Source organism: Candidatus Goldiibacteriota bacterium HGW-Goldbacteria-1, assembly GCA_002839855.1.
In the GTDB taxonomy this organism is placed as follows: domain Bacteria; phylum Oederibacteriota; class PGYV01; order PGYV01; family PGYV01; genus PGYV01.
Map to the genome: position 1 here is coordinate 286,452 of PGYV01000001.1, position 26,836 is coordinate 313,287.

28 protein-coding genes and 1 pseudogene are annotated in these 26,836 nt (G+C 45.0%); all 29 read right to left on the reverse strand.

Features of this window, described 5'->3' with window-relative positions; all coding sequences use genetic code 11:
• Positions 1-66 precede the first annotated feature (66 nt).
• The 29 genes and pseudogenes from pgl to CVV21_01335 all read right to left on the reverse strand — a co-directional run bounded on the left by pgl (position 67) and on the right by CVV21_01335 (position 26,824).
• Complete coding sequence (pgl, locus tag CVV21_01195) at positions 67-813, reverse strand: 6-phosphogluconolactonase (GenBank protein ID PKL92991.1); 747 nt, start codon at positions 811-813, stop codon at positions 67-69.
• A gap of 26 nt (positions 814-839) precedes the next feature.
• Positions 840-2,402, reverse strand: coding sequence for a glucose-6-phosphate dehydrogenase (zwf, locus tag CVV21_01200; protein PKL92992.1), 1,563 nt, complete (start codon positions 2,400-2,402; stop codon positions 840-842).
• Positions 2,386-3,366, reverse strand: a complete 981-nt coding sequence (gnd, locus tag CVV21_01205) for a 6-phosphogluconate dehydrogenase (decarboxylating) (GenBank protein ID PKL92993.1) — start codon at positions 3,364-3,366, stop codon at positions 2,386-2,388. Before gnd ends, zwf begins: the two co-directional genes overlap by 17 nt.
• 15 nt (positions 3,367-3,381) lie before the next feature.
• Complete coding sequence (gene tkt / locus CVV21_01210) at positions 3,382-5,376, reverse strand: transketolase (protein PKL92994.1); 1,995 nt, start codon at positions 5,374-5,376, stop codon at positions 3,382-3,384.
• Positions 5,377-5,398: 22 nt separating this feature from the next.
• Positions 5,399-5,977: a nitroreductase gene (locus CVV21_01215; protein PKL92995.1), complete on the reverse strand. Its 579-nt coding sequence runs from the start codon at positions 5,975-5,977 to the stop codon at positions 5,399-5,401.
• Positions 5,978-6,002: 25 nt separating this feature from the next.
• Complete coding sequence (locus CVV21_01220) at positions 6,003-6,347, reverse strand: hypothetical protein (GenBank protein ID PKL92996.1); 345 nt, start codon at positions 6,345-6,347, stop codon at positions 6,003-6,005.
• Positions 6,348-6,359: 12 nt separating this feature from the next.
• Positions 6,360-6,551 (reverse strand): hypothetical protein, encoded by a 192-nt coding sequence (locus CVV21_01225; protein PKL92997.1) that lies wholly within the window; start codon positions 6,549-6,551, stop codon positions 6,360-6,362.
• Between the two features lie 13 nt (positions 6,552-6,564).
• The gene (locus CVV21_01230) at positions 6,565-7,023 is read right to left on the reverse strand and encodes a peroxiredoxin (protein ID PKL92998.1); all 459 of its coding nucleotides are present in this window, start codon (positions 7,021-7,023) and stop codon (positions 6,565-6,567) included.
• Positions 7,024-7,047: 24 nt separating this feature from the next.
• Complete coding sequence (locus tag CVV21_01235; GenBank protein PKL92999.1) at positions 7,048-7,908, reverse strand: 2-oxoacid ferredoxin oxidoreductase; 861 nt, start codon at positions 7,906-7,908, stop codon at positions 7,048-7,050.
• A gap of 1 nt (position 7,909) precedes the next feature.
• Entirely contained in the window at positions 7,910-9,667 is a 1,758-nt protein-coding gene (locus CVV21_01240; protein PKL93000.1) for a 2-oxoacid:acceptor oxidoreductase subunit alpha, read from the reverse strand.
• A gap of 93 nt (positions 9,668-9,760) precedes the next feature.
• The gene (locus tag CVV21_01245) at positions 9,761-10,336 is read right to left on the reverse strand and encodes a rubrerythrin family protein (protein PKL93001.1); all 576 of its coding nucleotides are present in this window, start codon (positions 10,334-10,336) and stop codon (positions 9,761-9,763) included.
• Between the two features lie 114 nt (positions 10,337-10,450).
• A pseudogene (locus tag CVV21_01250) lies at positions 10,451-10,660 on the reverse strand (hypothetical protein).
• A 47-nt stretch (positions 10,661-10,707) separates the two neighbouring features.
• Positions 10,708-11,088 (reverse strand): desulfoferrodoxin, encoded by a 381-nt coding sequence (locus CVV21_01255; GenBank protein ID PKL93002.1) that lies wholly within the window; start codon positions 11,086-11,088, stop codon positions 10,708-10,710.
• A 15-nt stretch (positions 11,089-11,103) separates the two neighbouring features.
• On the reverse strand, positions 11,104-11,592 hold the full coding sequence (locus CVV21_01260; protein ID PKL93003.1) for a hypothetical protein: 489 nt from the start codon (positions 11,590-11,592) through the stop codon (positions 11,104-11,106).
• Between the two features lie 16 nt (positions 11,593-11,608).
• Positions 11,609-12,790, reverse strand: a complete 1,182-nt coding sequence (locus CVV21_01265) for an MBL fold hydrolase (GenBank protein PKL93004.1) — start codon at positions 12,788-12,790, stop codon at positions 11,609-11,611.
• Positions 12,791-12,809: 19 nt separating this feature from the next.
• Entirely contained in the window at positions 12,810-13,316 is a 507-nt protein-coding gene (locus CVV21_01270) for a thioredoxin-dependent thiol peroxidase (GenBank protein PKL93055.1), read from the reverse strand.
• 50 nt (positions 13,317-13,366) lie between these two features.
• On the reverse strand, positions 13,367-13,801 hold the full coding sequence (locus tag CVV21_01275; GenBank protein PKL93005.1) for a transcriptional repressor: 435 nt from the start codon (positions 13,799-13,801) through the stop codon (positions 13,367-13,369).
• Between the two features lie 15 nt (positions 13,802-13,816).
• On the reverse strand, positions 13,817-14,335 hold the full coding sequence (locus CVV21_01280; GenBank protein ID PKL93006.1) for a ferritin: 519 nt from the start codon (positions 14,333-14,335) through the stop codon (positions 13,817-13,819).
• 83 nt (positions 14,336-14,418) lie between these two features.
• Positions 14,419-15,567 (reverse strand): NAD(P)/FAD-dependent oxidoreductase, encoded by a 1,149-nt coding sequence (locus tag CVV21_01285; protein ID PKL93007.1) that lies wholly within the window; start codon positions 15,565-15,567, stop codon positions 14,419-14,421.
• A gap of 3 nt (positions 15,568-15,570) precedes the next feature.
• Complete coding sequence (locus CVV21_01290) at positions 15,571-15,732, reverse strand: rubredoxin (GenBank protein PKL93008.1); 162 nt, start codon at positions 15,730-15,732, stop codon at positions 15,571-15,573.
• Between the two features lie 149 nt (positions 15,733-15,881).
• Positions 15,882-17,021 carry an ATPase gene (locus CVV21_01295; protein PKL93009.1) on the reverse strand — a complete coding sequence of 380 codons (1,140 nt, stop codon included), beginning with the start codon at positions 17,019-17,021 and terminating at the stop codon, positions 15,882-15,884.
• Between the two features lie 48 nt (positions 17,022-17,069).
• Positions 17,070-17,576: a hypothetical protein gene (locus CVV21_01300; protein PKL93010.1), complete on the reverse strand. Its 507-nt coding sequence runs from the start codon at positions 17,574-17,576 to the stop codon at positions 17,070-17,072.
• A gap of 1 nt (position 17,577) precedes the next feature.
• Positions 17,578-18,096, reverse strand: coding sequence for a hypothetical protein (locus tag CVV21_01305; GenBank protein ID PKL93011.1), 519 nt, complete (start codon positions 18,094-18,096; stop codon positions 17,578-17,580).
• A gap of 85 nt (positions 18,097-18,181) precedes the next feature.
• Complete coding sequence (locus tag CVV21_01310; protein ID PKL93012.1) at positions 18,182-20,416, reverse strand: copper-translocating P-type ATPase; 2,235 nt, start codon at positions 20,414-20,416, stop codon at positions 18,182-18,184.
• A gap of 155 nt (positions 20,417-20,571) precedes the next feature.
• Positions 20,572-20,778, reverse strand: coding sequence for a hypothetical protein (locus CVV21_01315; protein ID PKL93013.1), 207 nt, complete (start codon positions 20,776-20,778; stop codon positions 20,572-20,574).
• A gap of 56 nt (positions 20,779-20,834) precedes the next feature.
• Positions 20,835-21,020 carry a YHS domain-containing protein gene (locus tag CVV21_01320; GenBank protein ID PKL93056.1) on the reverse strand — a complete coding sequence of 62 codons (186 nt, stop codon included), beginning with the start codon at positions 21,018-21,020 and terminating at the stop codon, positions 20,835-20,837.
• A 332-nt stretch (positions 21,021-21,352) separates the two neighbouring features.
• Positions 21,353-24,613 (reverse strand): CusA/CzcA family heavy metal efflux RND transporter, encoded by a 3,261-nt coding sequence (locus tag CVV21_01325; GenBank protein PKL93014.1) that lies wholly within the window; start codon positions 24,611-24,613, stop codon positions 21,353-21,355.
• Positions 24,603-25,607: a hypothetical protein gene (locus CVV21_01330; GenBank protein PKL93015.1), complete on the reverse strand. Its 1,005-nt coding sequence runs from the start codon at positions 25,605-25,607 to the stop codon at positions 24,603-24,605. The genes CVV21_01325 and CVV21_01330 overlap by 11 nt, the downstream gene beginning before the upstream one ends.
• A complete protein-coding gene (locus tag CVV21_01335; protein ID PKL93016.1) occupies positions 25,604-26,824 on the reverse strand; it encodes a hypothetical protein in 1,221 nt (406 codons plus the stop codon). The genes CVV21_01330 and CVV21_01335 overlap by 4 nt, the downstream gene beginning before the upstream one ends.
• Positions 26,825-26,836: the final 12 nt, after the last annotated feature.

The window sequence follows — 26,836 nt, forward strand, 5'->3', positions numbered from 1 at the left end:
GTGCGGCTACCAATGCTAAACCAGGTTGCCAAGCCGCTTAACTGCCCAGCTGCCAAGCTGCTGCTGTTACTTAACCGCCCTTTTATCCACAAACCAAACTGTGCCCGTTTCCGGGGTGATTTTTGCGGCGGGGTATTCTTTTTTGTCTGTGCCGCGTTCTTCCAGCACTGACCTTATTATTTTGCCTTTGCCCTCACCGGAGACTATAAAGACCACATTGCACGCGGAATTTATAACCGGCAGGGTCATTGTAACGCGTTCCTGAATATTATCAGCGGTTTTTAAACTTACCACCCATCTTTTTTTCTCGTTAACCGCTTCATGGCCGGGGAATAATGATGCCGTGTGGCCGTCCGTGCCCACCCCAAGCAGCATAAGGTCAAAAACAGGCGTCCTTTTTTTTCCGTTAACCGCGCCCATGGACATAAAAAACTTTTCCATCATGCGTTCATAAAGGATTGCCGCGTACGATGCGGGGGACACTTCCACCGGCACCCTGAAGATATTTTCCTGCGGTATATTTACCTTTGAAAGAAAGCTTCTGTATGTCATGTAATAATTGCTGTCGTCTGACGTATGCCCTGTGTAGCGCTCGTCTCCCCAAAAAACAAAAACCCTGCGCCAGTTGATTCCCGCGTTAACCTCAGCTTCCGCAAGTTTTTCATAAACCTGCTTTGGGGATTTTCCGCCGGATAACGCAATAATACACCTGCCTTTATTTTCAATACTGCCCTTAATAATACCAGCTATATAAAGCGCGCTTTGGCCGCTTAGTTTTTTCATGTCAGGAAATTCATGAACCGTTATTTCCATTTATCCTCCAAAATTCAAAACTTCTATTACTCTTTTATTATCCACTTTCTTCCGTCTTTTTCAATCAGCATATCCGCTTCTTCAGGCCCCCATGACCCTGCCTGATACATGTGAAGAAGCTGCTGTTTTTCACCTATCCTGCAGGCTTCCCACTGTTCAAGCACGGGCTGCAGCAGCTGCCACGATATTTCCAAGCCTTCTTTTGTCCAGAACAATGTCCTGTCCCCCTGCATGCAGTCCAATATAAGGGTTTCATAATCATCAGATACCTGCCCGCCGAATAAATCATTGTAATTAAATTTCATTTCAAGCGGGGCTAAGCACATTTTTGACCCCGGCGTTTTTGCCTGAAACGTAAGGTTTACACCCTGCTCCGGCTGAATACCGAATACCAGTATGTTGGGAGACATAGTGTTGCCCTGATGTTCCCTGCAGAACATGCACGACGGGACTTTTTTAAATACAACGGCAATCTGTGATGTTTTACGTTTTAACCTTTTGCCCGCCCTTATGTAAAACGGGACGCCTTCCCACCGCTTATTATCCACAAACATCTTTAAGGCAAAATAAGTTTCAACACAGGAATCAGAATTAACGCCCTGTTCCTGCCTGTAACCTGTCATATTATTGCCGGCAGCATACTGCCCCATTATCACACTATCTTTTAAACCGCTTAAATCAAAAGGGGTTATTGATTTAAAAAACTTCATTTTTTCGCTTCTTATGCTTTCTTCGTCCAGTCCCGCCGGATGTTCCATCCCTATAAGGGCGGCAAGCTGCAGCATGTGATTCTGAAAAATATCCCTTAAAGCTCCGTATTTTTCATAATAACCCGCCCTGTGTTCCACGCCTATGTCTTCGGAAAAAGTTATCTGAATATTGTCAATATATTCACTGTTCCAGACCGGTTCAAAAATCATGTTGGCAAACCTGAACACAAGGATGTTCTGCACAGTCTCTTTGCCAAGGTAATGGTCAATACGGTAAATCTGTTTTTCTGAAAGATATTCAAGTAATTCAATATTAAGCGCTTTGGCGCTTTCTTTATCACGCCCAAAAGGTTTTTCATACATGACCCTAATAAACGGTTTTTCATCCCCGTCTTTTTTTATCAGCCCCGCTTCATACAGGCATTTTGTAATTTTTCCGAAAAATTCCGAAGGAGTGGCCATATGCACTATCAGGTTGCCCCCGGTATTAAATTCCACAGCCAGTTCATCCGCTCGTTTTTTCAGATTTAACAAAGCCTCTTTGTCATCATAACCGCCGGAAATGTAATTGCACCTGTCCAGAAAACTTTTTAGCCGTATATCATTAACAATTTTTTTTGAATTTAACACCGCGTCTTTGGCGGTTTTTCTGAATGTGTCATTATCCATAACCGTCCTGGCATACCCCAAAATAAAAAATTCTTCCGGCAGCCTTTTAGCCGCGTATAGATTATATAATGAAGGAAGAAGCTTTCTGTAAGTTAAATCGCCTGACGCGCCGGGTATTATTACGCCGCATTTTAACCCCTTTTGAATTTCGCACAGGGCATGAGCCTGCGCATTTACGTTTACCTGTATCGTATCATCTTGGCTTTTCATTATTGCCCCCGGAATGTTTTACACCGCCTGCCGAAGGCGAATCTGTTTTCACATCCGCCTTTATGCCGGCAGTTTCGTGGCCGCCAAATTCATTTCGTAAAGCCGCGGTTATTTTATTGGCAAACACGTCCTTCTGCCTTGAATTAAACCTTTTAAACAGCGATGCCGCAATCACATCCGCTGCAACGCCGTTATCCACCGCTTCTTTTAAAGCCCAGCGCGCTTCGCCGGAATCCTGCACATATCCCTGAATAGATGACAGGTCTTTGTCTTTTTCAAAAGAATTTTCCAAAAGCCCCAGCATCCACGACCTTATAACGCTTCCGTGGTTCCACGCCCCGGCAATATTTTTTAGGTCAAACCCGTCAGCGTAAGGCGAAGCTTTTAATATCTGAAACCCCTCCGCGTATGCTTCCATCATCCCGTACTCTATCGCGTTATGCACCATTTTTACGTAATGGCCGGCGCCCGCAGTACCGCAGTACAGGTACCCTTTTTCCGGGGAAAGCGTTTTTAACGCGGGCTCTATTATTTTAAACGCCTCTTTGCTGCCGCCTGCCGTTATGCCGTAGCCGCAGTTTAAACCCCACACGCCTCCGGATACGCCGGCGTCCACATACATTATGCCGTATTTTTTCAGTTCTTCCGCGCGGCTTATGTCGCCGCTGTAATGCGAATTTCCGCCGTCCACTATTATATCTCCCGCTTTCATTATTACCTTTAATTCATCTATGTGGTTCTGCGACACGTCGCCCGCCGGCAGCATAAGCCACACCACGCGCGGCGCTTCAAGCGAATCTATTACCTCTTTAAGCGAATACGCGCCCTGTATCCCTTTTTCTTTCTGCGCTTCTTTTGTTTTTTCCGGCGTGCGGTTATACGCCGTGACGCTGTGGCCGCCGCGTGCAAGCCTAAGCGCCATGTTTAACCCCATTCTGCCAAGGCCTATTACAGCAAGTTTCATTTTATCCTCCGTATATTATTTCTTTTTAAAAATCTCAATTGCTTTTGCCGCTATATTTTCTGCTGTCATGCCGTATTGTTCCATTACCGTGCCGCCCGGCGCGGACGCGCCAAACTTATCAATTCCAATAACAACACCATCACTGCCTGCAAGCCCTTTAAAGAATGCCGGATGAGAAGCTTCCACAACAATACGTTTTGTTAAATGAGAAGGTATTACTGATTCACGGTAAACTTCCGGCTGCCTTAAAAATATTTCATAGGACGGCAGTGAAACCACCCTTGCTTTTATATTACTGCTTTTTAAAAGCTCTGCGGACTTTAACGCGGGATGAACTTCTGAACCCGTGGCTATTATCAGTACGTCCGGGTTCTGCCCGCCATGTTCCAGCACGTAACCGCCTTTTTGCGCGTTTTCAAATACTTTATGTTTTTCGTTATCCAGCACAGGCAGGTCCTGCCGTGTGAACACAAGCGCGAACGGTATCTTTTGAGTTACCGCCGTGTACCATGCGGCAACGGTTTCATTGGCATCAGCCGGCCTTATTACGGTAAGCCCCGGTATCATACGCAGCGACGGCAGCTGTTCCACCGGCTGATGGGTTGGCCCGTCTTCGCCAAGCCCTATGCTGTCGTGCGTAAATACAAATATAGAATGCGTTTTCATAAGCACCGCAAGCCTTATAGCCGGCCTCATGTAATCGGAAAATATCAGAAATGTGGCGGAGTAAGGAATTATACCGCCGTGCAGAGCCATACCGTTTATAATTGCGCCCATCGCGTGTTCGCGCACGCCAAAATGTATATTGCGGCTGCACATCCCCGAAATACCAAAACTGCCCTGCCCTTTTAACTCTGTCTTTGTGGAAGGTGATAAATCCGCAGACCCGCCCATAAATTCCGTCATATATTTTTCAATAATGTTCATTACTTTTCCGGATGCCGTACGCGTGGCAATTTTTTCACCCTCCGGAAAAAATTCCAGATTTTTTAAAAGGACTTCATTAACACTGCCGCTTAAATATTTATCCAGCAGCCACTGTTCTTTGGGGAAACTTAACCTGTAAGCGTCAATCCCGTCATTCCATTCGCGCTGTGATTGAATACCTGCTTTTGCAAGCTCCGTAAAATTATCCGATACTTCCTTTGGCACGTAAAAATCAGATTCTTCAGGCCAGCCAAAAAACCGTCTTGTCTTTATCACATTTTCTTTTCCCAGCGGCTCACCGTGCACCTGCGCTGTATCCTGCCGGGGAGAACCAAAACCAATATGTGTCCTTACCGTAATAAGCGAAGGGCGGTTTTTTTCCCGCCGTGCTTCGTTTATCGCCTGTTCAATGTCATATGTATTATTGCCGTCAGCCACTATACTAGTGTGCCATCCGTACGCTTCAAATCTTGCCTTTACGTTTTCCGTAAAAGAAATATCAGTGTCGCCCTCTATGGAGATCCCGTTGTCATCATACAGGTATATTATTTTTCCAAGTTTCATGGTGCCGGCAAGGGACGCGGCTTCGGAAGCAACCCCTTCCATAAGGTCGCCGTCTGACACAATGCCATAAGTATAATGGTCTATTATATTATGCCCTTTTTTATTAAAACATCCGGCAAGTTTTTTTTCCGCGATTGCCATTCCCACACCCATTGCAAACCCCTGGCCCAAGGGCCCTGTTGTGGCTTCAACCCCGGGCGTAAGATTGTATTCCGGGTGTCCGGGAGTAATGCTTTCCCACTGCCTGAAATTTTTAAGGTCATCCAATGAAATACCGTATCCGTAAAGATGAAGAAGCGAATATAAAAGCGCGCTGCCGTGGCCCGCTGACAGGATAAAACGGTCCCTGTCCGCCCATTTTGGGTCAGCCGGATTGTGCTTTAAGAATTTGGAGTATAAGGTATATATCATGGGCGCCGCGCCCAAAGGCATGCCCGGATGTCCGGATTTTGCCTTTTCCACCATATCAACTGATAACATGCGAAGCGTGTTTATTGAAAGTTCTTCTGTTATTTTCACTTTAGCCCCCTTGCCGGTTTTTTCACCGCGCGGGTTTTACATTTAACTTTTCATTATATGTATCAATTGAATACCTGTTTTCCGCGGGCAGGCGCGCCGGCCTGTTGTCTTCCTGTTCTTTCTGCCAGTCAGACAGGGCGGATATGTCGTTTCCTTTTTTACCCACGTTAATCAGCGTTATCACTTCAAATTCATCCGGTATAGAAAGCACTTCCCTTGTTTTTTCCGGCGAGTACCCCGCAATTGGGTGCGCCACAAGGCCAAGTTCCACGGCGCGCAGCATTAAATTGCCGACCGCTATTCCCGTATCAAAAAGGTAATACAGCCTGTCTTTTATCACGCAGTCAAAATCTTTTTTAGCAAGCACCGCTATAATCATGGAATCTTTATACGCCCATTCATTGCCTTTGTTTAAAGCCGTCTTTGCTTTTTCCAGCTGTTCTTTACCTTTAACAAAGATAAATTTTGCAGGCTGATTGTTAAAACATGAAGGGGCAAGGGACGCCGCATCAGCAAGCTGCTTTATTGTTTCATCGGAAATCTCCACAGGGTCAAACGCCCTGTGCGCCCGCCTTGCGTTTATCGCGCCTTTTACATCCATAATATGCCCCTTTTTAAAACGCTTTTTATTTTACCTTTAAATCCTTTGTTAAATCCCCGAATTTTGAACATACGGCCTTAACCGTTATTTTATCACCGCTTTTAAGTTCCGGAATAACATATATAAGCTGCTGGCTTTTGTCATCCGTCTGCACGGTTGTTTCCTGGCTTATTTTTTTTACGCCGTTAACCGAAAGAATAATCTCGTCAACAAAATGCTTTGTAATGTCTTTGCTTGTGTGCATTACGTTTACCTTTACGGATTTTTCCGTAAGGTCATATTCCATGGATATTCCCGAAGGCGAATGCGCGGATACCGTTGCGCTGATTACCAGTAAAGACGCAATGACAAACATAATTAATTTTTTCATCTTTTCCTCCTTTTACCCTTTAAGGGTCATATAAATTACTATTCCGCCGTGAATAAGCGCGGTACACAAAAGAACAATGGCAAGCGTTTTATGCAGTTTTACCCTGTTTGGTATATTTATCCTGAAAAAACCCAGTATAAAAACAATAATCAGAAGCACCGCGCTTGTAAGTCCAAGGCCTTTAATGATAAGTCCCCAGTCCATTTTATTACCTCCCCTATTTTCTTTTTTTTAGGAATTCCAGGACTTCTTTAATGTCCGGAACTTCCTTTATCGGATATATTTTTGACCACAAAACTTTTCTGTCAGGCCCCAGTATTATGTTAAACCTGCCGGAAATTCCCATTTTTTCTATGAATACATCCATTTTTTTACATACTTCGCCGTGCGGCCAGAAATCTGACAGAAGGTCTGTCTGCTCTATTTCAAGGGATTCAGCCCACGCCTTTTTGGAAGGCGCCGGGTCACAGCTTATCCCCAGCGGCACAACATTTAAATCTTCAAAGGCGTCATAATTGTCTTCAAGCGTTTTCATCTGTTTGGCGCACACAGAAGTCCACGCAAGCGGATGAAATGATAACAGAAGCCTTTTTCCTGCAAAGTCAGCGGTGTTAATTTCCACGTCTGACTGGTTTTTCAAAACAAAATCCCCTGCCGTATCGCCCGGTTTTAACATTTTGCCCTCCGTTATGTAAACACATTATTTCTTTGTGTTTAATATATCCCTTACCACGCTTGTTTCCCTTTTCCTTAGATACAGCGGGGTATTGTCTTTATTTAAATACGGCGCAAGCTTTTCTTCAAACACCGGCTTGTTTTCATTTACATATAATATACCCAGCGGCCAGGGGCCTTCTTCAAGGCTTCTTTTGAACGCCTCTGTCCTGTTTTTGGGGTCATACCCTTCTTCTATTATATATGTGTTTTCCTTAAACCACCTGTGGGTATTTACCTTGTTAAAAGAAACACAGGCGGAAAAAACATCCACCAGGGAAAACCCTTTGTGGTTTATCGCGGCCTTTATTATCTCTTTTGTCCTGTCCATTTCTCCCGCTGACGCGCGCGCCACAAAAGAGGCGTCAAGCGATATGGCAAGCGCTGCAGGGTTAAGCGGGTTTTCAAAAACGCCGTCCACCTGCACGGGGGTGGTAAACCCCGGGCGCGATGTGGGCGATGCCTGGCCTTTTGTAAGGCCGTAAACCATATTATCGTGGACAATTACCGTGATGTCGGAATTTCTTCTTATGGCGTGAATAAAATGGTTGCCGCCTTCGCCGTACATATCACCGTCGCCGCTTTCTACAATAACTTTAAGCAGGGGGTTGGCCGCTTTAATGGCGGCTGCCGGCGGAAGCGACCTTCCGTGAAGCCCGTTAAAGTAACTTGTATTGTAGTATTGAGGCGCTTTGGCAGCCTGCCCAATACCGGATACAAATACTAAATTCTCCCTTGGGATGGCAAGTTCTGTTAAGGCATTTAAGACTGTATTTCTTATTCCAAAATTTCCGCATCCGGGGCACCATGCTATTTCAACATTCTCCTTGCCGTATAAATTTGCCATGTCAGCGCCTCCCTTTCTTTTTTGCGGCAGGTTTTTTTGTTTTCAACACACTCTTTTTCATCTCTTCTGCCAGTCCGTCCGCGGAAAAAGCCAGCCCGTCGTAACGCAGTATTTTTTGGGTAATATCCAGCCCTGTTTCTTTTTTAATAAGCCCCGCAAACTGCGCGGTCTGGTTATTTTCTATAATCACGGCTTTTTTTGCCTTCCTGATTATATCAGCGGTGCTTTTATGAAGCGGATATACCTGAGTGTAATGCAGTATTGCCGCGTCTTTTAAGCCGGAAATTTTTATGGCTTCCAGCGCAATATTTAAAAGCGAACCCCAGCATATAAAAAGCGTTTTGTATTTTTTATTGCCGTACAGGGAAGGTTTAATGGCAGCCGCGCTTAACAACGCGAATTTTTTAAATCTTTTATCTTTCATTTTAAGCCCGATACCGGACAGGTCTTCTGTTATCCTTCCGTCCTCATCGTGTTCGTCAGAATCAAGGCACACACAGCCGCTGCCAAAACCCGGCACGCCGCGCGGCGAAATTCCGTCTTTTGTAAGCGCGTAGCGTTTGTACCCTTCTTTTGTCTCAACTATATAATTCTGATTTTTATTTTCTTTCACTTCAAACTGCGGGATATTGTAGTAAGTATCCACAAAGTACTGGTCTGTCATAATAAAAACCGGCACCTGATATTTATCCGCGGTGTCAAACGCCTCTTTTGCAAGTTCAAACGCCTGCAGGGTATTGCCCGGCGCAAGTATTACGCGTGCTAATTCACCGTGCCCCGCGTGCAGCGCAAGGTTTAAATCGCCCTGCTCTGTCCTTGTGGGATAACCCGTACCCGGCCCCGGCCTTTGCGCCAGGTGAATAACCACGGGAGTTTCTGTAATTCCCGCCAGCGATACCCCTTCTGTCATCAAATCAAAACCGCCGCCTGAAGTGGAAACCATTGCCCTTGCCCCCGCGTACCACGCGCCTAACGCCATATTTATCGCCGCTATTTCATCTTCGGCCTGTTCCACCGCAATTTGTGCTTTATGCGAATGTTCCGCAAGCGCGGTAAACACGGATGTCCCCGGCGTCATTGGATACGCGAAAGCCGCGCTGCATCCGCCGGCAATTGCGCCAATAGCCACCGCGTCAGCGCCTGACAGCATAAGTTCATCCTGTATTTTTATATTTTTATCTATTTTAACTTTAAAATTATTTTTAAGCGCGGTCTGCGCGCCGGCTTCATAACCCGCGGCAAAAGCTTTTATATTTCCGTTTACGGTCTCTTCGCCTTTTTTGCCGAAAAGTTTTTGAATAAATTCATCCGCTGTTTCTTTTCCTATCCCTATAATCCCGCACGCCGCGCCTGCCGCTACCATGGAAGAAAATAACGGGTTTCCAAGAGCTTCGGCAATTTTACCAAAAGCAATGTCATTGACGCGGGCATCCTGTAATACCGCGGCATCGCCAGCTATAATTGTATTTTTATCAAGCCTGTAAGCGTATCTTGCAAGCGCTTCTTTTTCAAGCGGAATAAAAATATCGGTATTATCCACAGGCGCCGCAGCCCTGTCCTGCGATACCCTTAACATAGTGGCATTAACGCCGCCGCGCACGCGTGACATATATTCTTTGGTGGCAAAGACATTATACCCGGACTGTTTAATAAGTTTAATAAGGATAGTTTCTATTGACTGGATTCCCTGGCCTGCTTCCCCTGACAGGACAATTGACACTTCGCGTTTCACCGTATTATCAGCGGACTTTTTTTTCATCATATCCCCCGTTTTACTTTTATTACTTTTTTATAAAAACCGTTTCTTTTAAAACAGGACGCGCGCCCCAAGAGGCGCGCGTCCTTATATATATTAATAATTTGATTCTTTAATTTCAAAAAACGCCTTTGGATGCACACATGCAGGACATTTTTCAGGAGCTTCGTTTCCTTCATGTACAAAACCGCAGTTGCGGCATTTCCACCTGACAACATGTGACTTTTTGAACACTTCGCCCTTTTCAATATTGGCAGCAAGCTTGCGGTAGCGTGCTTCATGTTCCGCTTCCACTTTTGCAATGTTCCTGTAGCAGGCAGCTATCTCTTTAAACCCTTCTTTGTCTGCTGTTTCCGCAGCTCCCGGGTAAAGCTCTGTGTGTTCTTCCTGTTCGCCGTCGGCAGCCGCTTTTAAGTTTTCCAAAGTGGAGCCGATTACACCGGCCGGATACATAGCGGTAATTTCAACCATTCCGCCTTCAAGAAATTTAAAAAATCTTTTTGCATGCTCTTTTTCATTCTCCGCGGTTTCATTAAAAAGTTCCGCAATCTGTTCGTACCCTTCTTTTTTAGCCGCGCTTGCAAAATAGTTATAGCGCATCCTTGCCTGAGATTCCCCCGCAAAAGAAGCCAGAAGGTTTTTTTCTGTCTGTGTACCTTTAAGTTTTCCCATTACCGTTCTCCTTGTGAATTATGAAATTTAAAATCCTGTTTTTAATAAATTAGCGGGTTAAGCTATAGGCATTTAAGCTATAGCGATACCATTACACTGTCCCGCCTGCTTCGCTCATATATTCGCTTCATTGCCGGGATTTCCGCTTCGCAAGCTCGCTCCAACCACACCTAAACCAGCCTTCCAAGCCGCCCAGCCGCCCAGCCGCCCAGCCGCCCAGCTGCCCAGCTGCCCAGCTGCCTAGCTGCCTAGCTGCCTAGCCGCCCAGCCGCCCAGCTGCCCAGCTGCCCAGCTGCCTAGCTGCCCAGCTGCCCAGCCGCCCAGCCGCCCAGCTGCCTAGCTGCCTAGCTGCCTAGCTGCCTAGCTGCGCCTTACTTCGCCCAAAGGCCGTGCTTATTACAGAATTCCCTTACAACTGCTATCTTGGCAACCGGAATCTGGAAAAATACTTCGGGTTTGTCGCCGGGGTTTAAATCTTTTCTTGTCACAAAGCCGTCAGTGGCTGTGACTTCAATAAACTGTATCCAATGGTCAGCTTCCATAGGGTGCGGTACTGACCCTATTTTAACCAGCACACCGTCGCCTGACGCTTCTATTACAGGCACGTGTTTTTCGCCGGCGCCGTCCTTGTTTTTTTCATCCATAAGCTTCATCGGTTCTCCGCAGCAGATAAGTTCCCCTATTCCCGGTACGATATCCTCTACAACATTTCCACAGACCATACACTTATAAATCCCCATTTTTTCAGCCATCTTGTTCCTCCTGTTTTATTTTTTTTCCAATAGTTTTTTAGCCATTGAAAGCTTTAAAAAGTGGTTCTGTTCTTCTGTTATTATCCGCTGCACAATGTCCGCGTGTTCTTTTTTTACGATGTTTTTAATGCCTTCATACAGGGTTATGGAATCCTGCTCCCTGTCCATTGCAAAATCCACGGCGTGAATTATGTTGTCCATCTTTTTTTCAGCTGCCGCGGAATTAAACTTATCTTTTTTAAAAACAATCTTCTCTTCTATGTAAACCATAAGGTTTTCCATGTACTGCTCTGAAAATTCTGACATTGAATATCTGCCTTTAAGCTGTGCCATCATTTTTTCAAATGTCTTTTTGTGTTTTTCCTCTTCTTTGGCAAGCGTCAGCATCACGCCTTTTATGTCCCTGTTTCCCGCCATTGACGCCGCGTATTCATAAAACCTTCTGCCGTTTTCCTCTATCTTTATCGCCACCTTAAAAACATCTTTTATATTTACAGTGCTCACTTTTTATCTCCGATTTTTAAATAAGATTAATTGTTTTGTGCTTTTCCACTACCGCCTGTGCCATGGCGTCTATAGCCTCAAAATCCGCTTTTTTGGGGTATCCCTGAATTTTAAGCGGCGCTATCAGCTCGCCTTTAAAATTAGGCACCATTGCCGCAAGCGCTTCCTGCGCTTTTTCCATCCAGTTCCACCCTGTTATAAGGGATAAAAATTTTGTCTTTGTCCTTAACGCGTTAAACAGGTACACCACATTGGCCGCAACGGGATGAACGCCCGCAAGCACGGTGGGCGCGCACACTATAACAGTTGCCGCGTCCACAAGATCCATTGCAATTTCGCCTATATCGGCATTTGAAAGGTTATACAGTTTTGTCCTTACCCCTTTATTTGCAAGGGAATCGGCAAGGTGTTCTGCCGCGGCTTTCATGCTGTGATGCATGGAGATATAAAGCACAAGCGCGTAATTTTTCACGTCGTCCTTTATCCATTCGTCATACCATGACATAATCTTAGATGGGTCGGTGTGCACCACGCCGTGGCTTGGGCAAATCATAGCCGGATTGATGGAGCGTACAATTTCCATATTCTTTTTAATTACATTTCTGAAAGGCGACATAATTTCCGCGTAATACCTTTTGGCGGAAGTATAAGTATGCGCCGTGTCAAATATATCGGAAACAGCCACGTGCGAACCAAAATAATCGCATGTAAAAAGAATTTTATCCTCTTTTAAAAGTGTAATCATGGTTTCCGGCCAGTGCACCCACGGCGTAAGGAAAAACTGAAGCGTCCTGCTGCCAAGGGATATTTCCTGTTTATCCGCTACAGTCATAAAATCACCGTCGTTAAGTTCCGGCATGAAATCTTTTAAAAACCCTTTGCATTTTTCATTTGTCACTATTTTCGCGCCCGGGAACTTTTTTAACACCGCGGGCAGCGACCCTGAATGGTCCTGTTCCGCGTGGTTGGCAATTACATAATCTATTTTCTTCACACCCAAAGAATCAAGGTTTTTAAAAAGTTCATGCGTCTTAACCGGGTCCACCGTGTCAATCAGGGCTGTCTTTTCATTACCTTCAATAAAATATGAATTATAACTTGTGCCTTCCGGAAGAGGAATAAGTTCATCAAAAAGTTTTCTGTCCCAGTCAACAGCCCCTACCGAATTAATTCCCTGCGCTATCTTTTTTACAGCCATCTTATCCACCTTCCCTTTCTTAATTTATATGCCCTTCCCTTAATCTCATTAAAACATCCATTGCATGGCCGACAACCGCCACTTTATCCCACACGGCCGCAATTTTGCCTTTTGGATCTATTATCATTGTTGTACGAGCCACACCCATGTATTCTTTGCCCATCATATTTTTCTTCTGCCATACGCCGTAAGAATTCAGCATCTCTTTTGATTCATCGCTTAAAAGCGTAAGTTTAAGGTTGTGGTCATTTATAAATTTTCTGTGGCTTTCGCAGCTGTCGCCGGAAATGCCAAGTATTTCGCACTTAAGTTCTTTAAATTCCGACAGTTCCTTTGAAAAATCCTTTGCCTCTATCGTACAGCCGGGGGTATTGTCTTTAGGGTAAAAATACAGCACAACCCATTTGCCTTTAAAATTTTTAAGGCATACTTTTTTCTCGGAACTGTCTTTAAGGCAAAACGCGGGGGCGATATCTCCGATTTTTAACGCGGTCTTACCGGCACTTTTTTTTACAGCTTTCTTTATAATTTTTTTTGAACTTTTTACCGCTTTTTTCACTGATGTTTTTTTCAAAATTATTTCCCCCTTGTTTTTACGCACTTCGGACACAAACCTTTAAGGTACACGTGTTCCTGTGTGACCTTATAACCCTTTAAACTTTCCGGCGCGCAGGTGGCGCACTTGACATTAAAATCACTTACGCCGCCGCATTTTTCACAGATAAAATGTCCGTGCTTTCCGGTAAAAGCATCATACCTGGAAATGCCGTCTTCAATTGTAATTTCAGACACAATGCCTTCTTCTAAAAAGGTCTTTAACGTATTGTATATGCTTGTCCTTGACAGTGTGGATATTTCATTTTCAAGGCCGTTAAACAATTGGTCTGCCGTAGGGTGGTTTCTGTTATCAAGAAGGTATTTAAGAACCTTCACCCTTATTACCGACGGCCTTATTTTTTTTTCTTTTAAGAGCGCCGCAACTTCCTTTTCCGTTTTTTCAGATGTCTCCATTTTTTTAACTCCCGCTTACGCGCCTGCCTGTGTGGAATCTACAAATACCCTTAATGACAATTCTTTATCTATCATGAACAGCGCGTCTTTTGAATCGCCTATTAATTTAAGTTTGTCTGCCAGTTCCGATGAATTTGCCTCTTCTTCCACCTGTTCGTCAATAAACCATTTTAACATGGACGCTGACGCGTGGTCTTTTTCGGTGATTGCTATATCCATAAGGTTATTAATCAGTGCGGTCACTTTCTGTTCGTGGGCATACGCCGCTTCAAACATTTCCAGGGGCGATTTCCAGTCATCGCGCACTTTTTCAACTGCCGGAAATACAGCATGTCCGCTTCTTTCAAGAATAAAACGGTAGAACTTCATCGCGTGCGTCATTTCTTCCTGCGCCTGAACGTAAAACCAGTTGGCAAAACCCTTAAGGTTTACTTCAGTGCATTTGGCTGACATTGAAAGGTAAAGATACGCCGAATAAATTTCAGCGTTAACCTGTTTGTTGATTGCCTCTTCCATCTTTGTTCCGATTTTCATGTGATACCCTCCGTTTTTGTATTAATTACAATATTGTATTAATTACAAATATAACGTTTATCCCCCTTTTTGTCAAGCCTTTATTAAAGCGCGTCCGTATAATTACTTCCTTCTTTAATCATTTTCTGAATCTTTACGTAATCCCCTGTATTACCTATAAGGATTGCGCCCGCCACTTTATCATCCCTTATGAATATCTTTTTAAAATTCTCATTTTCTTTTTTCACTTCAACTTCCGTGCCGTCTCCCGAAATGTCGCCCATTGACGCAAGCTCTATTCCCGCAACTTTAAGTTTGACGGACATAACAGTCCCTTTATATTCCGCATTCCCGCCCGTGATATGCGAAGCCGCCGCTATTGCCTGTTCGCGCGCGGCAGGCCATATTCCATACACCCTGCCGTTGAATTCCGCTATATCGCCGCAGGCGTATATTGAATCCATATTTGTCCTGCCAAAACCGTCTATTTTTATCCCAAGCATTTTATCAATATTGGTGCCTTCGATAATTTTTAAATTGCTTCTTATTCCTGCTGATATCAATACCATATCGGTTTCTTCAAAACTGTCATCCGCGAATTTTACTGTTTTTTTACCCTGCTTATCTTCAATAGCAGTTGTCTGTTTGTTCAGGATAAAATTTAATCCCATATTTTCAAGTTTTTCCTTTAAGATGGCAGCAGTCTGCCCGTCCAGCTGGCGCGGTAACAGCCTGTCAAAGACTTCAACTATTGTAACTTTTAACCCGTGCTCTTTTAAACTGTTGGCAGCTTCTATCCCTAAAAGCCCGCCGCCTATTACCACGGCTTTTTTCCTGCCCTGCGCGTACTGCATGATGCTTTTTGCGTCATCAATGGTTCGCAGGGTAAACACGCCTTTGTCTTTGGCCCCTGGAAACGGCGGCGCAAAAGAAGACGCGCCCGCGGCTATGATTAGTTTGTCGTAATTAATCATAACCCCGCCCGCTTTAACCTGTTTTGCGGCAGTGTCAATTTTCTCCACAAAAGTTGAAAGCAGAAGTTCTATTTTATTTTCAGCAAACCATTCGGATTTTTTAATAAAGATTTTTTCTTCCGGTACTTTTCCGGTTAAAAATTCAATTACCCTTGGCCTTGAATAATAAGGGTAGCTTTCATCCGATATCACCGTGATTTCGCATGAACCATCCGCTTTTCTTATTTCTTCAGCCGCTGTAGCGCCGGCCGCGCCGCTGCCGATTATTACAACGCGCATAATTTAAGCGTTCTTTTCAAAATCTGATTTTCCGGCTCCGCATTCCGGGCAGGTCCAGTCATTTGGAAGCTGCTCAAAAGACGTTCCAGGGGCTATACCGTGTTCAGGGTCTCCCTTTGCCGGGTCGTACACATAACCGCAAACTACACATGTCCATTTTTCCATTGATAATCCTCCTAATTTGTTTATATTAATACTATATCATAAGGTTTTTGCAAGTCAATTAAACATAATTTTATTAAACACAGTTTTAATTTACCGGGTTTTTTCGCACCTGCATTTTGATGTGCCTGTATTTATAACGGATTAACCCGTTACGCTTTCCCAAAAATACCCCTGATATCATTAATACCTATAAACTTCACTTTAACACCTGATACTTCAGCCGGCCTGGGCACGCTGATATCATGGGAAATTACATAATTCACGCCTTCAGGATACAATTTTCTGAATATTTTAAGCGCCGTAACATTCAATTTAGAATACTGCCACTTGCATTCTATCGCATCCACACAATTTCTGGCGCGCTTTACCACAAAATCCACTTCATGCCCCGCCTTATCTCTCCAGTAATTTATCCCGCGCTCCTGCATTACAGCTGTAAGTTCATTCAGTACAATCTGCTCCCAGAGAAGCCCAAAATCGTCTCCGCGCAGAGTGTCCCATCCCTTGGCGTAAGTTACAAACCCTGTATCAAAACCATATACTTTGGGCATTGAGACTATCTCGCTCTTGCCGCCTCCCGCAAACGGCCTGATAACACAGGCAACACCTGTAGTTTCAAGAATAGCCATATAATTTTTCACTGTATGCCGCGACACTTCGCACATATCCGAGAATTTGGTGGCATCAAACATAATGCCGCTCATATTCAGTATAAGTTCCACCAGTTTAATAAAAGATTCCCTTTTTTCCAGCCTGAACAATTCAAGTATATCCCTTGACCAGTATGAATCCACCCACTCCGCGTAATGTCCGGCAGCCTTATCTTTTTGCAGCAAAAAAGGGGGCAGGCCGCCCAAAAGCATTCTGGTTTTAATATCTGTTACTCCAAAATTCTGTGAATCTTCAAACGTAGCGGGTGTCAATGTTATTGTGTTTTTTCTGCCGGTAAGCGTATCACTGAATTTTTTTATAGTTTCAAGAGAGGATGAACCTGTCGCAATTATCTTAATTTTCGGATAATGGTCTGCAGCTATTTTTAGAATCTGCGCGGGATTGTCAAGTTTATGCACTTCGTCAAGGACAATTAATCCGCTGTTTTCATCCTTTAGAAATGATTCGTGGGATACCAGTTTTCTGACTTCAGGTATTTCACAGTCAAAATACTTAGCCCCTTCAACAGCCCTGCAAAGTACGGTTTTTCCGGAACGCCTTACGCCCCTTAACCACAATATAGGCCTTGTTTTTAATGATTTCTGAATAAGCCCTGTCCAGTACTCTCTTTTTATCATAGTAACTACATGATACAAATAGTATTACTATTTGTCAAGTGTGCTTTTTCATTCATTAAAGAGTTTTCCTATCATGGCGCCAAGGCCGCCGCAGGACAGGGACAAAGGAAAGACAAGCCAGATTGAATATATGGACAGAAGGCTGAACTGGTTGGGTTGCTTAAAGTTTTCATTTATATAATACGCAGACAGCCCCACTGCCGCAATTGCCCCGGCAAGCATACCCATATACATTGCGTTTCTTTCCGCGTCATTTTCCCTGTAGGTATGAAGGTTAAAAAGCGAGGTAAGCCCCGCAAAAGAAAGCGGCAAAAATGAAAATGTAATTATGTTTCCGTTTATATCCCTTTCATTCATCCCGTAAGTTGACAAAAGCGCGCCTGTAAGCAGGCTGCCCAGCTGCCACATGGAACGGTTAAATTCTATGCCCTTTTGAACCTCTTTTTTATCTTCATCGGACAGCCTGTCCATATATTTTTTCTCGGGGACGCTGACGCAGCCGGCAATATTCAGCGCCATTATTAACACGAGTATAACCGCGGTAATTTTTTTCATTTTAATTACCCCCGGTAAACAGATTTTCAATGTTTGCCCAAATAACGCCAAGCGCCGGAAAAGCAAATGCCGACCCTATTACCATAAAAGGGATAATCATCGCGTCGTAGGATGTCCTATAAGCTGTCGGCCCGGTTGCCACGGCCGCGTATAGCAGCCCTCCTGTCACGGCTCCCGCAATTAATCCCGTAACCGTGAAATCAAAAAGATACTTTCTTTCTTTTTCATCTTCCGCGTAACTTGCAAGATTGGCAAAACTTGCGGTTGTTAAAAACATTACCGGAAGCGCGCAGGTAACCGCTGTCTTCATTCCCGCATCACCCTGCGATGAAAGCCCTATGCCTAAGCCTGCAAGTATTGACCCTGCCTGCCATAATTTTCTGCTTATTTTTACCGCCTGAATTTCCTGCTTTTTTTCTTCAGGCGTCATGACATTCTGCACCCTTTTATCAGGCATTGTGGCGCACCCTGTAAAACAGATCAGCGCCAAAAGTAATAAATATTTTGCGGTTTTCAGCATTTCTTCCTCCTTAATGATATTCACCTGAATAAAAGCAAATATCATACCGCAATAAAAACCTTATAAATAAGAACAATTAACAGCATTAGCTGCGCATTTTTTTGCGCTGTGAACGCTGCATTGACAGCGAATTTAAAAGAACCGAAACTGAACTGAACGCCATGGCGCTGCCTGCAATCATGGGATTTAATAATCCCAGCGCTGCAACTGGAATTCCAACTATATTATATATAAAAGCCCAGAACAGATTCTGCTTAACTTTTTTTACCGTAAGGCGGCTTATCTGAATCAGTTTTACAATATCAAGCGGGCTGTTTTTCATAAGCACCACATTTCCCGCCTCTGACGCTATGTCCGCGCCTGACGCAAACGCCGCGCCCACATCCGCGGACGCAAGGGCGGGCGCGTCATTGATGCCGTCGCCCGCAAAAATTACAACGCCGTTTTTCTTAAGATTTTCCACGGCTTTTATCTTGCCTTCGGGCATAACCGCGGCCGTGATATTAACTATTCCCGTCTGCCTGCCGGCGGCTGCGGCTGTCCTTTCATTATCACCGGTCACAATATGGACGGTAATTCCCATTTCCTTTAACAGCTTAACCGCTTCAGATGAATCTTTTTTTACCAAATCCTGCGCTGCAGCAAACCCAAGGCAGTTTTTTCCGTCAGACAGTATCATAAGGGTTTTGCCCGACTGTTCCATTTCCATTATTTTACCGGCACAGCCTGCAGTATCCGCACCCACCCCTTCAATAAATTTCATGTTCCCGATGTAATATTTCTTCCCGTCAATTATCCCTTCCACGCCCCTGCCGGGAAAATTCTTAAAATCTTCCACAGTTAAATTTAAATTGCCCGTTATTTTGCCCGTAATATTTTCCACTATGGCCAAAGCAAGCGGGTGTCCTGAATTTTTTTCCATATAATAAAATATATTTATTACATCTTCTTTTTTAACCTGCTTATCACCAAACGTATCCAAATCCGTAATTACAGGTTTGCCTTCTGTAATGGTCCCTGTCTTGTCAAAGACCACATTTTTTGCCTTCCCCGCAAGTTCAAGCGCGGATGCGTCCCTGACCAGTATTCCGGATTTAGCCGCAAGGCCGGACGCCACAATAACAGCAGCGGGAGTTGCAAGGCCAAGCGCGCACGGGCACGCCACAACCAGCACAGCCACTGCCGCGGACAGGGCGGTTTCAAAAGGATTACCTGTGATTATCCAGGCAATAAAAGTAACTGCCGCGATTATTATTACCGCCGGCACAAAATATGAAGAGACCGTGTCAGCCAGTTTCTGGACAGGCGGTTTGGACGACTGTGCGCGTTCCACAAGCACAATCATCTGCGCAAGCGTGGTTTCCAGACCCACCTTTTCCGCGCGAAACTGCAGTACCCCCTCCTTATTAATAGAGCCCGCCAAAACTTTATCCCCCGGCTTTTTAGCCGCGGGCATGGACTCGCCTGTTACTATGCTTTCATCTATTGATGATTCTCCCTGCGTGATGATGCCGTCTACCGCGGCTTTATCGCCGGGTTTTAAAACTATGATATCCCCTTTTTCAATTTCATTTATTATTATCGTTTCCTCTTTTCCGTTTCTTATGACCACCGCTGTTTTAGGGGCAAAGTCTATAAGTTTCTGTATTGAATCTGCGGCCTTTTTTTTGGCTGCAGCTTCTAAATATCTGCCAAGCAGTATCACGGTTATAAGCACGCACGACGTTTCAAAATACAGATGGTGCCCGTGCCCTGCCAGTATCAGATAGACGCTGTAAAAATACGCGGCGCTTGTGCCAAGCGCCACAAGGGTGTCCATGGACGCGGAAAAACTTTTTAACGCGTCAAATGTTTTTTTATAAAATTCAAACCCCGTTATAAACTGCACCGGCGTGGCAAGCACCCAGATGATATAAGCCTGATAAGGTATGGTGCCCGCGGCAATAAACATGCTTAATATGAAGACAGGAAGGGTAAACGCCAGCGCAAATATGAATTTAAGAAAAGCCTCTTTTCGCGCGTCTCTGTTGTCGCTGTCCTTCATAACTTTGTATCCGCGCGACTCTATTACTTTTTCTATATCTTTTTCGTTTATCAGCGCAGGGTCGTACTTAACAGAGGCGTTTTCAAGCGCAAGGTTAACGGAAATATTTTCAACACCTTTTTGTTTTTTAACAGAGCGCTCTATAACGCTTACACAGCTCGCGCAGTGCATGCCTTTTATTCTGAATTCTTTTTCCTGCATTGTCTCCCTCCGGCCATTAATCGAATTCTCTAATTTTCGAATTTCCAATCTTCCAGTTTTTATCCCATATCCCATAACTTTTTTAAAGCAAGCCGCAATATATTGCGGCTCTACAATAAAGAACGAAACATCAATTACACCAGACTCGCTTTATTGCCGGGGTTCCGCTTATGCTTATCTGCATATAGCTTAAACCGCTCGTTTTTCCAATCCTCTAATCTTCCAATCTTCTAATCCTCTGCCTTGTACCCTGCTCCCTCTATCGCTTCCTTTATCTTCTCTTCATCTATCTTCTTTTCATCAAAATGCACTCTCACTTCGCCCTTTTTAAAATCCGCCTTTGACTTTATTACCCCTTCCAGTTCTGCCAGCGCGTCGTTTATGTTTGCCTCGCACCCTGTGCAGTGCATTCCCTGTACTTTAAGCTTTATATCCATTTTACCCTCCTTTAATAAGTCAGGCAGGGGGTTTCGCCCCTGCCTGTTCCTGCTTATTATTTATTGATATATTTTTCCGGGTCTTTCTTAAACATTTCAGGGCATCCTGCACAGCAGAAGTAATACATCTTTCCTTTATATTCCGTGCTGGAATACGCTTTTGACTTTTTCATCTTTGTCCCCATTACAGGGCAGATTACTTCTTCGTCATCAGTGGCAGCTGCAGCCGTTTTCACGTTCATCATTTCCACGCACATTTTTGCCTTTTCCTGAATTGCCGCTGCTGTATCCCCGTCTTTAACCGAAGTTATTTCAATTACAGCCCCTTTTTTTGTGTTCTTTACCTTAAAATCCGCCTTAAGTCCGCACATCCCGCACATTTTATTACCTTCTGCCATTTTCATCGGGCAGTCTTTCTTCATCATCTTCATGTGCTCCGCGCATTTTGCGTCCATTGCGCCTTTTTCTGCCGCAAAAACCGCCGTTGACGCCGCTAACAATACTGCCATTGCAATTACAATCATTTTCTTCATTTCTGTTCCTCCTTGTTTTTATGTTTCTTTAAAGCTTTGTTTTAATTTTCAGTAATTTCTGCCGGTTTTGACTCTGCTTTATCCAGCTGCATTTTTCTCCACAGAAGATAGACTGCCGGATATACAAGCAGTTCCATTATAAAAGATGTAAAAATTCCGCCCACCATGGGAGCCGCAATGCGTTTCATGACATCCGCGCCTATTTCATGGGACGCCGCCCACATTATGGGGAGCAAGCCCACAAACATGGTAAGCACTGTCATAAGTTTTGGCCTTACCCTCATGACCGCGCCGTGGTGAATTGCCTCTTTTAAATCATCCACAGTCTTTAACATCCCTTTATCTTTTCTGTCTTTGTACGCAAGGTCAAGGTACAAAAGCATAAAGATACCGGTCTCCGCGTCCACGCCAAGCAGCGCTATTATTCCGCACCATACCCCGACTGACATGTTATACCCAAGAAGGTATAGTACCAGCACCGCGCCCACAAGGGAAAACGGCACCGCAAGCATTACAATAAATGTCTTCACGTATGATTTTGTATTCATGTAAATCAGAACAAATATAATAAGAAGCGTCAGCGGGACCACCATAAGCATCCTGTTTTTAACCCTCTGCATGGATTCAAACTGCCCGCTGTAAACAAGCGTATATCCCGCGGGAAGATTAATTGCGCTGCCAAGCGTTTTTTTAAGTTCCTTCACATAGCTGCCAATATCGCGGCCCGCCACATCCACATACACGTAACCGGCAAGCCTTCCGTTTTCATCCCTTATCATGCCGGGCCCTGTTGTAATTTTTATGTCCGCCACTAAAGACAGCGGAATCTGTTTTCCGGTCATTGTGGAAATATATGTGTTTTTCAGCCCTTCTATGCTGCTTCTCATGTCGCGCGGGTAACGCACGTTTATGGGGTATCTTTCCCTGCCCTCTATAGTCCAGGTAATATTCTCCCCGCCTATGGCTGCCATTATTTCCATCTGCACATCTTTCATGGAAAGCCCGTACCTTGCCAGCTGCCGCCTTTTTATGTCAAAATCCACAAAATAACCCGCGGCTGTCCTTTCAGCAATAACGCTTCTTGTGCCTTTAATGGCGGACACCAGGGGTTCCATCTGTTTTCCCAGCTCTTCAATTACAGACAGGTCATCGCCGTATATTTTTATCCCCACCGGAGTGCGCACACCAGTGGTCAGCATGTCTATCCTTCCTTTGATAGGCATTGTAAAAGCGTTCACCTGCCCCGGTATTTTCAGCGCTTCATCCATATCCGCTATCAATTCTTCCCAGGTACGGCGCTCCGGCCAGAAAAACCGCAGCACGGGTTTTACAAATTCCGGCGCGTCATCACTGTACCATTGTTTTTTTCCGCCCCACTCGTTCTGCGGTTTTAATACAACTGTTGTTTCCATCATGGAATAAGGCGCCGGGTCTGTGGAAGTGTTTGCCCTTCCCGCCTTGCCGAATACTGTCTTAACCTCCGGAAAAGATTTTAATATTTTATCCTGCACCTGAAGCAGCCTTGACGCCTCTGTCACTGATATCCCCGGAAGGGTTGTGGGCATATACAGGATGCTTCCTTCATTTAAAGGCGGCATAAATTCGCGGCCAAGCATAAAAAACACGGGCACAACCGCAAGCATGACTGCCAGAGCGGCAATAATAATTTTTTTCGGCCGTTCTAAAACAAATTTTACCGCAGGCCCGTATATTTTAAAAAGAAACTTTGATATGGGCTGGTCTTCTTCGTTATGAATTTCCCCGATAATATATTTGTCCACAAAACTTTTCTTCTTTTTTTTGTTGATTTTTATAAACGTCATTACAAGCACCGGCGCCAGCGTTATGGCAAGCAGCGCCGCGAAGAACATCGCGAAATTTTTTGTGTACGCCAGCGGCGCGAAAAGTTTTCCTTCCATGGCTTCAAGCGTAAAGATGGGGATGAAAGAAACCGCGATGACTAAAAGGGAATAAAACGAAGGCGCGCCCACTTCTTTTATTGCATGCAGCATTACCTCTTTATAATCGCCCTGCTCCCCTTCCGATTTCCACCGCGCCAGTTTTTTATGCACGTTTTCGGTCACAACTATCGCGGCATCCACCATAGCGCCTATTGCAATGGCTATGCCGCCAAGCGACATTATATTGGTGGTAAGCCCCATTATCTTCATCGGGATAAACGACAAAAGCACCGCAATGGGCAGCAGCAATATGGGAATCATGGCGGAAGGCGCGTGCATAAGAAAAATTATGATTATGAGAGAGACCACAACCATTTCTTCAATAAGTTTGTTTCTTAGCGTGTCAACAGCCCGCCTTATAAGTTCAGACCTGTCATAAACAGGAACCGCTTTAACGCCGTCGGGAAGTTTTATTCCGTTCATTTTTTCCTTTACCCGCGCTATCACGTCAAACGCGTTTTCTTTATACCTCATTATCACTATTCCGCCGGGCGCCTCTCCCAGTCCGTTATAGTCGGACACGCCGCGCCTTATGTCAGGCCCAAGCGAAACCCGTGCCACGTCTTTTACGCGCACGGGGATTCCGTTCATTGATACTTTTACAACCGTTTCTTCAATGTCTTTTTTATCCTTAATATAACCGCCGGCTGTCACCATGTATTCCGCGCCGGAAAATTCCAGAAGCCTTGCGCCCGCGGATTCGTTGGAATTTTTTACCGCTTCCACCACATCTGAAATTGAAATATTCCTTGATAACATGCCGTTCTTATCCACTATCACCTGGTACTGTTTCTGGAACCCGCCTATGGATGCCACTTCTGCCACGCCTTTGACGGACTGCAGCGCGTACTTTAAATGCCAGTCCTGAAAAGCGCGCAGCTCTTCATTTGAATGGCTGCCGGTTTCATCCACAAGCGCGTACTGATAAACCCATCCCACGCCTGTCGCGTCAGGGCCAAGTTCTGTCTTTACACCCTGCGGCAGCTGCTGCTGAATCTTAGAAAGATATTCAATGACGCGAGACCGCGCCCAGTACACATCGGTGTTGTCCTCAAATATGACATACACGTATGAAAACCCATAATCGGAAAACCCGCGCACGTCTTTCACCTTTGGCGCGCCAAGCAGGGCCGATATAATAGGATACGTCACCTGGTCTTCAATTATCTGCGGAGGCCGATCCCATGTGGAATAAACTATAACCTGGGTATCTGTCATGTCGGGAACTGCGTCCAGCGGCGCGTTTTTAACCGACCATATTCCAAGCGCCACCATAACTGCGGTTCCAAGCACGACAAAAAGCCTGTTTTTAACTGAAAGTTCTATTATTTTATTTATCATGTACGTGTGACGCTCCCATGCCGGCAAACGCGGCTTTAAGCCTGCTTTCAGAATCTATAAGAAAATTACCGTTAACCACAACACGCTCGCCTTCTTTTAATCCCGATTCAACCGCTATGTATCCTTCCATCACCGCGCCGGTTGTAATGTGCCTTGGTTCAAGGCGCCCTTCACCCGCGTCCACAAAAACCATATTCATGGTTCCCGTATTCATAACAGCTTCTTCGGGTACAGACAGGACTTTTTCGCCGCCGGTCATGATACCGGCGTCCACATACATTTCGGGTTTTAAAACTGCCCCGGCTTTATTCAGTTTTATCCTTACATTAAAAGACCTGGTATCCGGATTCATTACAGGGTCAATGCCGGAAACCGCGCCTTCAAACCGGTTCTGCCCGGATGTTACAATGACATCCGCTCCCCTTTTTATTTTTTTTATATCATTCTGATAGACCTGAGCGTAAACCGACATATTGGAAAAAATATCCCCATCCTCCGGGCTTTTCGGAATTTCACTTATCTGTTTTGCGGACAGCCCCAGGCTTTGCAGTTTAAGCACCGCGGTTTCGGCAAGTTCCGCGCTGTTAATTTTAAGCGCGTTTCTGTATTCAGACGCCGCGCTGTAAAGTTCCGGGTCATACGCCACCACACCCGGCGCGTAAACCAGCCCTGACAAAACACGCTTTTTTACCGTGTCAAATTTTATATTTATAAGCTGCTGTTTTTCAGGGGATACGGTAATTGCCGCGTAGCCCATTTGTGCATCTTCATGTGCTGAATGATTTTCTGCCCCCTGCTGTTGTTCTTTTTCAACAGGTACAAGGTCCATGCCGCATATGGGGCAGCTGCCGGGATGGTCCTGAATTACCTGCGGATGCATGGGGCAGGTATACAGTGTTTTTTCACCGTTATCAGAACATGATACCGCGTAAAAAACAGCGCCGATTATCAGCGCCAAGAAAAGTATTTTTTTCATTTTTACACCCGCCTTCATTTATATTCATCACACATGCTTAAAAGCATGGCGTAATTCATCACATATCCTTCTATGTGCATTAAGTGGTCGCGCTGCATCATAAGAAGCATTTTCTGCGCCTCAAGCAGCCCTTTAAAACTGCCCGCGCCGCTCTTCCTTGCCGCGGCCGCGGCCTTTACACGCACCTGCGCTTTTGGAATAAGGACACCATCATAAAGATTTATAGCCCTGTGCTCATTTAACGCCGCGCTGTATAAACTTTTTACTTCCAGTTCCACGCCGTTTTTCATCTCTTCGTAAGATTTTTCCTTCGCGTCATATAAAGCGCCCTGGCTGCCTATCATTGCCTGCTGGTTATTTAAAAACCAAATCGGAATTTCCGCCATCAGCATCACGCTGTAATTTTTGTTTCCCGGCGCAAAGCTCTTTTTATAAGTAATATTCAAATCCGGCAGGTAATCAAGAAACGCGGCGGCGCGCATATTTAACGCCATGTTTTTTTCCGCTTCCGCCATTTTCAGTTCCGCGGAATTTAAAAGCGCCGCTTTCACATAATCACCCGCAGTGCCGGTTAACGGCGTAATTTCAGGCGGCTCTGCAGATTCATCAGCCGGCGGATTTATGGTGTTTCCTGTAATTTTATAAATACCGGCGGCCGCTGTAAAAACCGACTGTTCAGCTTCCTGCGCGCTTTGAACAGCAAGCGCGTATTCAATATCCGCTTCTGACGCGCTCATCAAAGGGTCCATGCCGCCTTTGTATCCGGATGATTCCAGTACGGAAATCTGTTTTAAAGTATCCGCGTATTCCCGCGCGAATTTAAGTTCCATCTGCGCCCTGTAAAATTTCACGTAAGCTGTCCGTGCCGCCGCTTTAGTTTTCCGCAGCGCCTGTTCATACGACGCTTTTTTCATTTTAGCGCTGTCAGAACCGGCGCCCGCTTTAAAAAATAATTTCACCGGAAATGGCACGCTCTGCGTTATTGCCACCTCCTTTTCCATTGATTCCGTGAAATTAAGCGTTGTATCCGCAACGTTCATATACTCAATAGATATCATGGGGTTGGGCAAAAACCGGTCCTTATGCGAATACGCGTCAGCAGCCTCATATTCCATCCGCGCTGAAATTACCTGCGGGCCGGCCATTGCGCCGTCAATTACCTGCTGCTCTGTAACCTGCGCGTACGCGCCTGCGCACATTATTAAAACTGACAACACCATAAAACCAATTTTCATTTTACCCCGCCT

Coding starts and splice junctions, on each gene's coding strand:
- CVV21_01305 (PKL93011.1), bottom strand. CDS start 18,096: ATGCTGAAAACCGCAAAATATTTATTACTTTTGGCGCTGATCTGTTTT.
- CVV21_01320 (PKL93056.1), bottom strand. CDS start 21,020: ATGAACGTGAAAACGGCTGCAGCTGCCACTGATGACGAAGAAGTAATC.
- CVV21_01315 (PKL93013.1), bottom strand. CDS start 20,778: ATGGATATAAAGCTTAAAGTACAGGGAATGCACTGCACAGGGTGCGAG.
- CVV21_01225 (PKL92997.1), bottom strand. CDS start 6,551: ATGGACTGGGGACTTATCATTAAAGGCCTTGGACTTACAAGCGCGGTG.
- CVV21_01255 (PKL93002.1), bottom strand. CDS start 11,088: ATGGCTGAAAAAATGGGGATTTATAAGTGTATGGTCTGTGGAAATGTT.
- CVV21_01335 (PKL93016.1), bottom strand. CDS start 26,824: ATGAAAATTGGTTTTATGGTGTTGTCAGTTTTAATAATGTGCGCAGGC.
- CVV21_01330 (PKL93015.1), bottom strand. CDS start 25,607: ATGAAGGCGGGTGTAAAAATGAAAAAAATACTTTTCTTGGCGCTGATA.
- CVV21_01280 (PKL93006.1), bottom strand. CDS start 14,335: ATGAAAATCGGAACAAAGATGGAAGAGGCAATCAACAAACAGGTTAAC.
- CVV21_01235 (PKL92999.1), bottom strand. CDS start 7,908: ATGGCAAATTTATACGGCAAGGAGAATGTTGAAATAGCATGGTGCCCC.
- CVV21_01300 (PKL93010.1), bottom strand. CDS start 17,576: ATGAAAAAAATTACCGCGGTTATACTCGTGTTAATAATGGCGCTGAAT.
- CVV21_01240 (PKL93000.1), bottom strand. CDS start 9,667: ATGAAAAAAAAGTCCGCTGATAATACGGTGAAACGCGAAGTGTCAATT.
- CVV21_01230 (PKL92998.1), bottom strand. CDS start 7,023: ATGTTAAAACCGGGCGATACGGCAGGGGATTTTGTTTTGAAAAACCAG.
- zwf (PKL92992.1), bottom strand. CDS start 2,402: ATGAAAAGCCAAGATGATACGATACAGGTAAACGTAAATGCGCAGGCT.
- CVV21_01290 (PKL93008.1), bottom strand. CDS start 15,732: ATGGAAAAATGGACATGTGTAGTTTGCGGTTATGTGTACGACCCGGCA.
- CVV21_01220 (PKL92996.1), bottom strand. CDS start 6,347: ATGAAAAAATTAATTATGTTTGTCATTGCGTCTTTACTGGTAATCAGC.
- CVV21_01325 (PKL93014.1), bottom strand. CDS start 24,613: ATGATAAATAAAATAATAGAACTTTCAGTTAAAAACAGGCTTTTTGTC.
- CVV21_01310 (PKL93012.1), bottom strand. CDS start 20,416: ATGGGATATGGGATAAAAACTGGAAGATTGGAAATTCGAAAATTAGAG.
- CVV21_01285 (PKL93007.1), bottom strand. CDS start 15,567: ATGCGCGTTGTAATAATCGGCAGCGGCGCGGCCGGCGCTACAGCGGCT.
- CVV21_01275 (PKL93005.1), bottom strand. CDS start 13,801: ATGGAGACATCTGAAAAAACGGAAAAGGAAGTTGCGGCGCTCTTAAAA.
- pgl (PKL92991.1), bottom strand. CDS start 813: ATGGAAATAACGGTTCATGAATTTCCTGACATGAAAAAACTAAGCGGC.
- CVV21_01245 (PKL93001.1), bottom strand. CDS start 10,336: ATGGGAAAACTTAAAGGTACACAGACAGAAAAAAACCTTCTGGCTTCT.
- CVV21_01295 (PKL93009.1), bottom strand. CDS start 17,021: ATGATAAAAAGAGAGTACTGGACAGGGCTTATTCAGAAATCATTAAAA.
- gnd (PKL92993.1), bottom strand. CDS start 3,366: ATGAAACTTGCTGTAATAGGCCTTGGCAGAATGGGGTTAAACATGGCG.
- CVV21_01265 (PKL93004.1), bottom strand. CDS start 12,790: ATGGCTGTAAAAAAGATAGCGCAGGGAATTAATTCGGTAGGGGCTGTT.
- CVV21_01215 (PKL92995.1), bottom strand. CDS start 5,977: ATGGATGTAAAAGGCGCGATAAACGCAAGGCGGGCGCACAGGGCGTTT.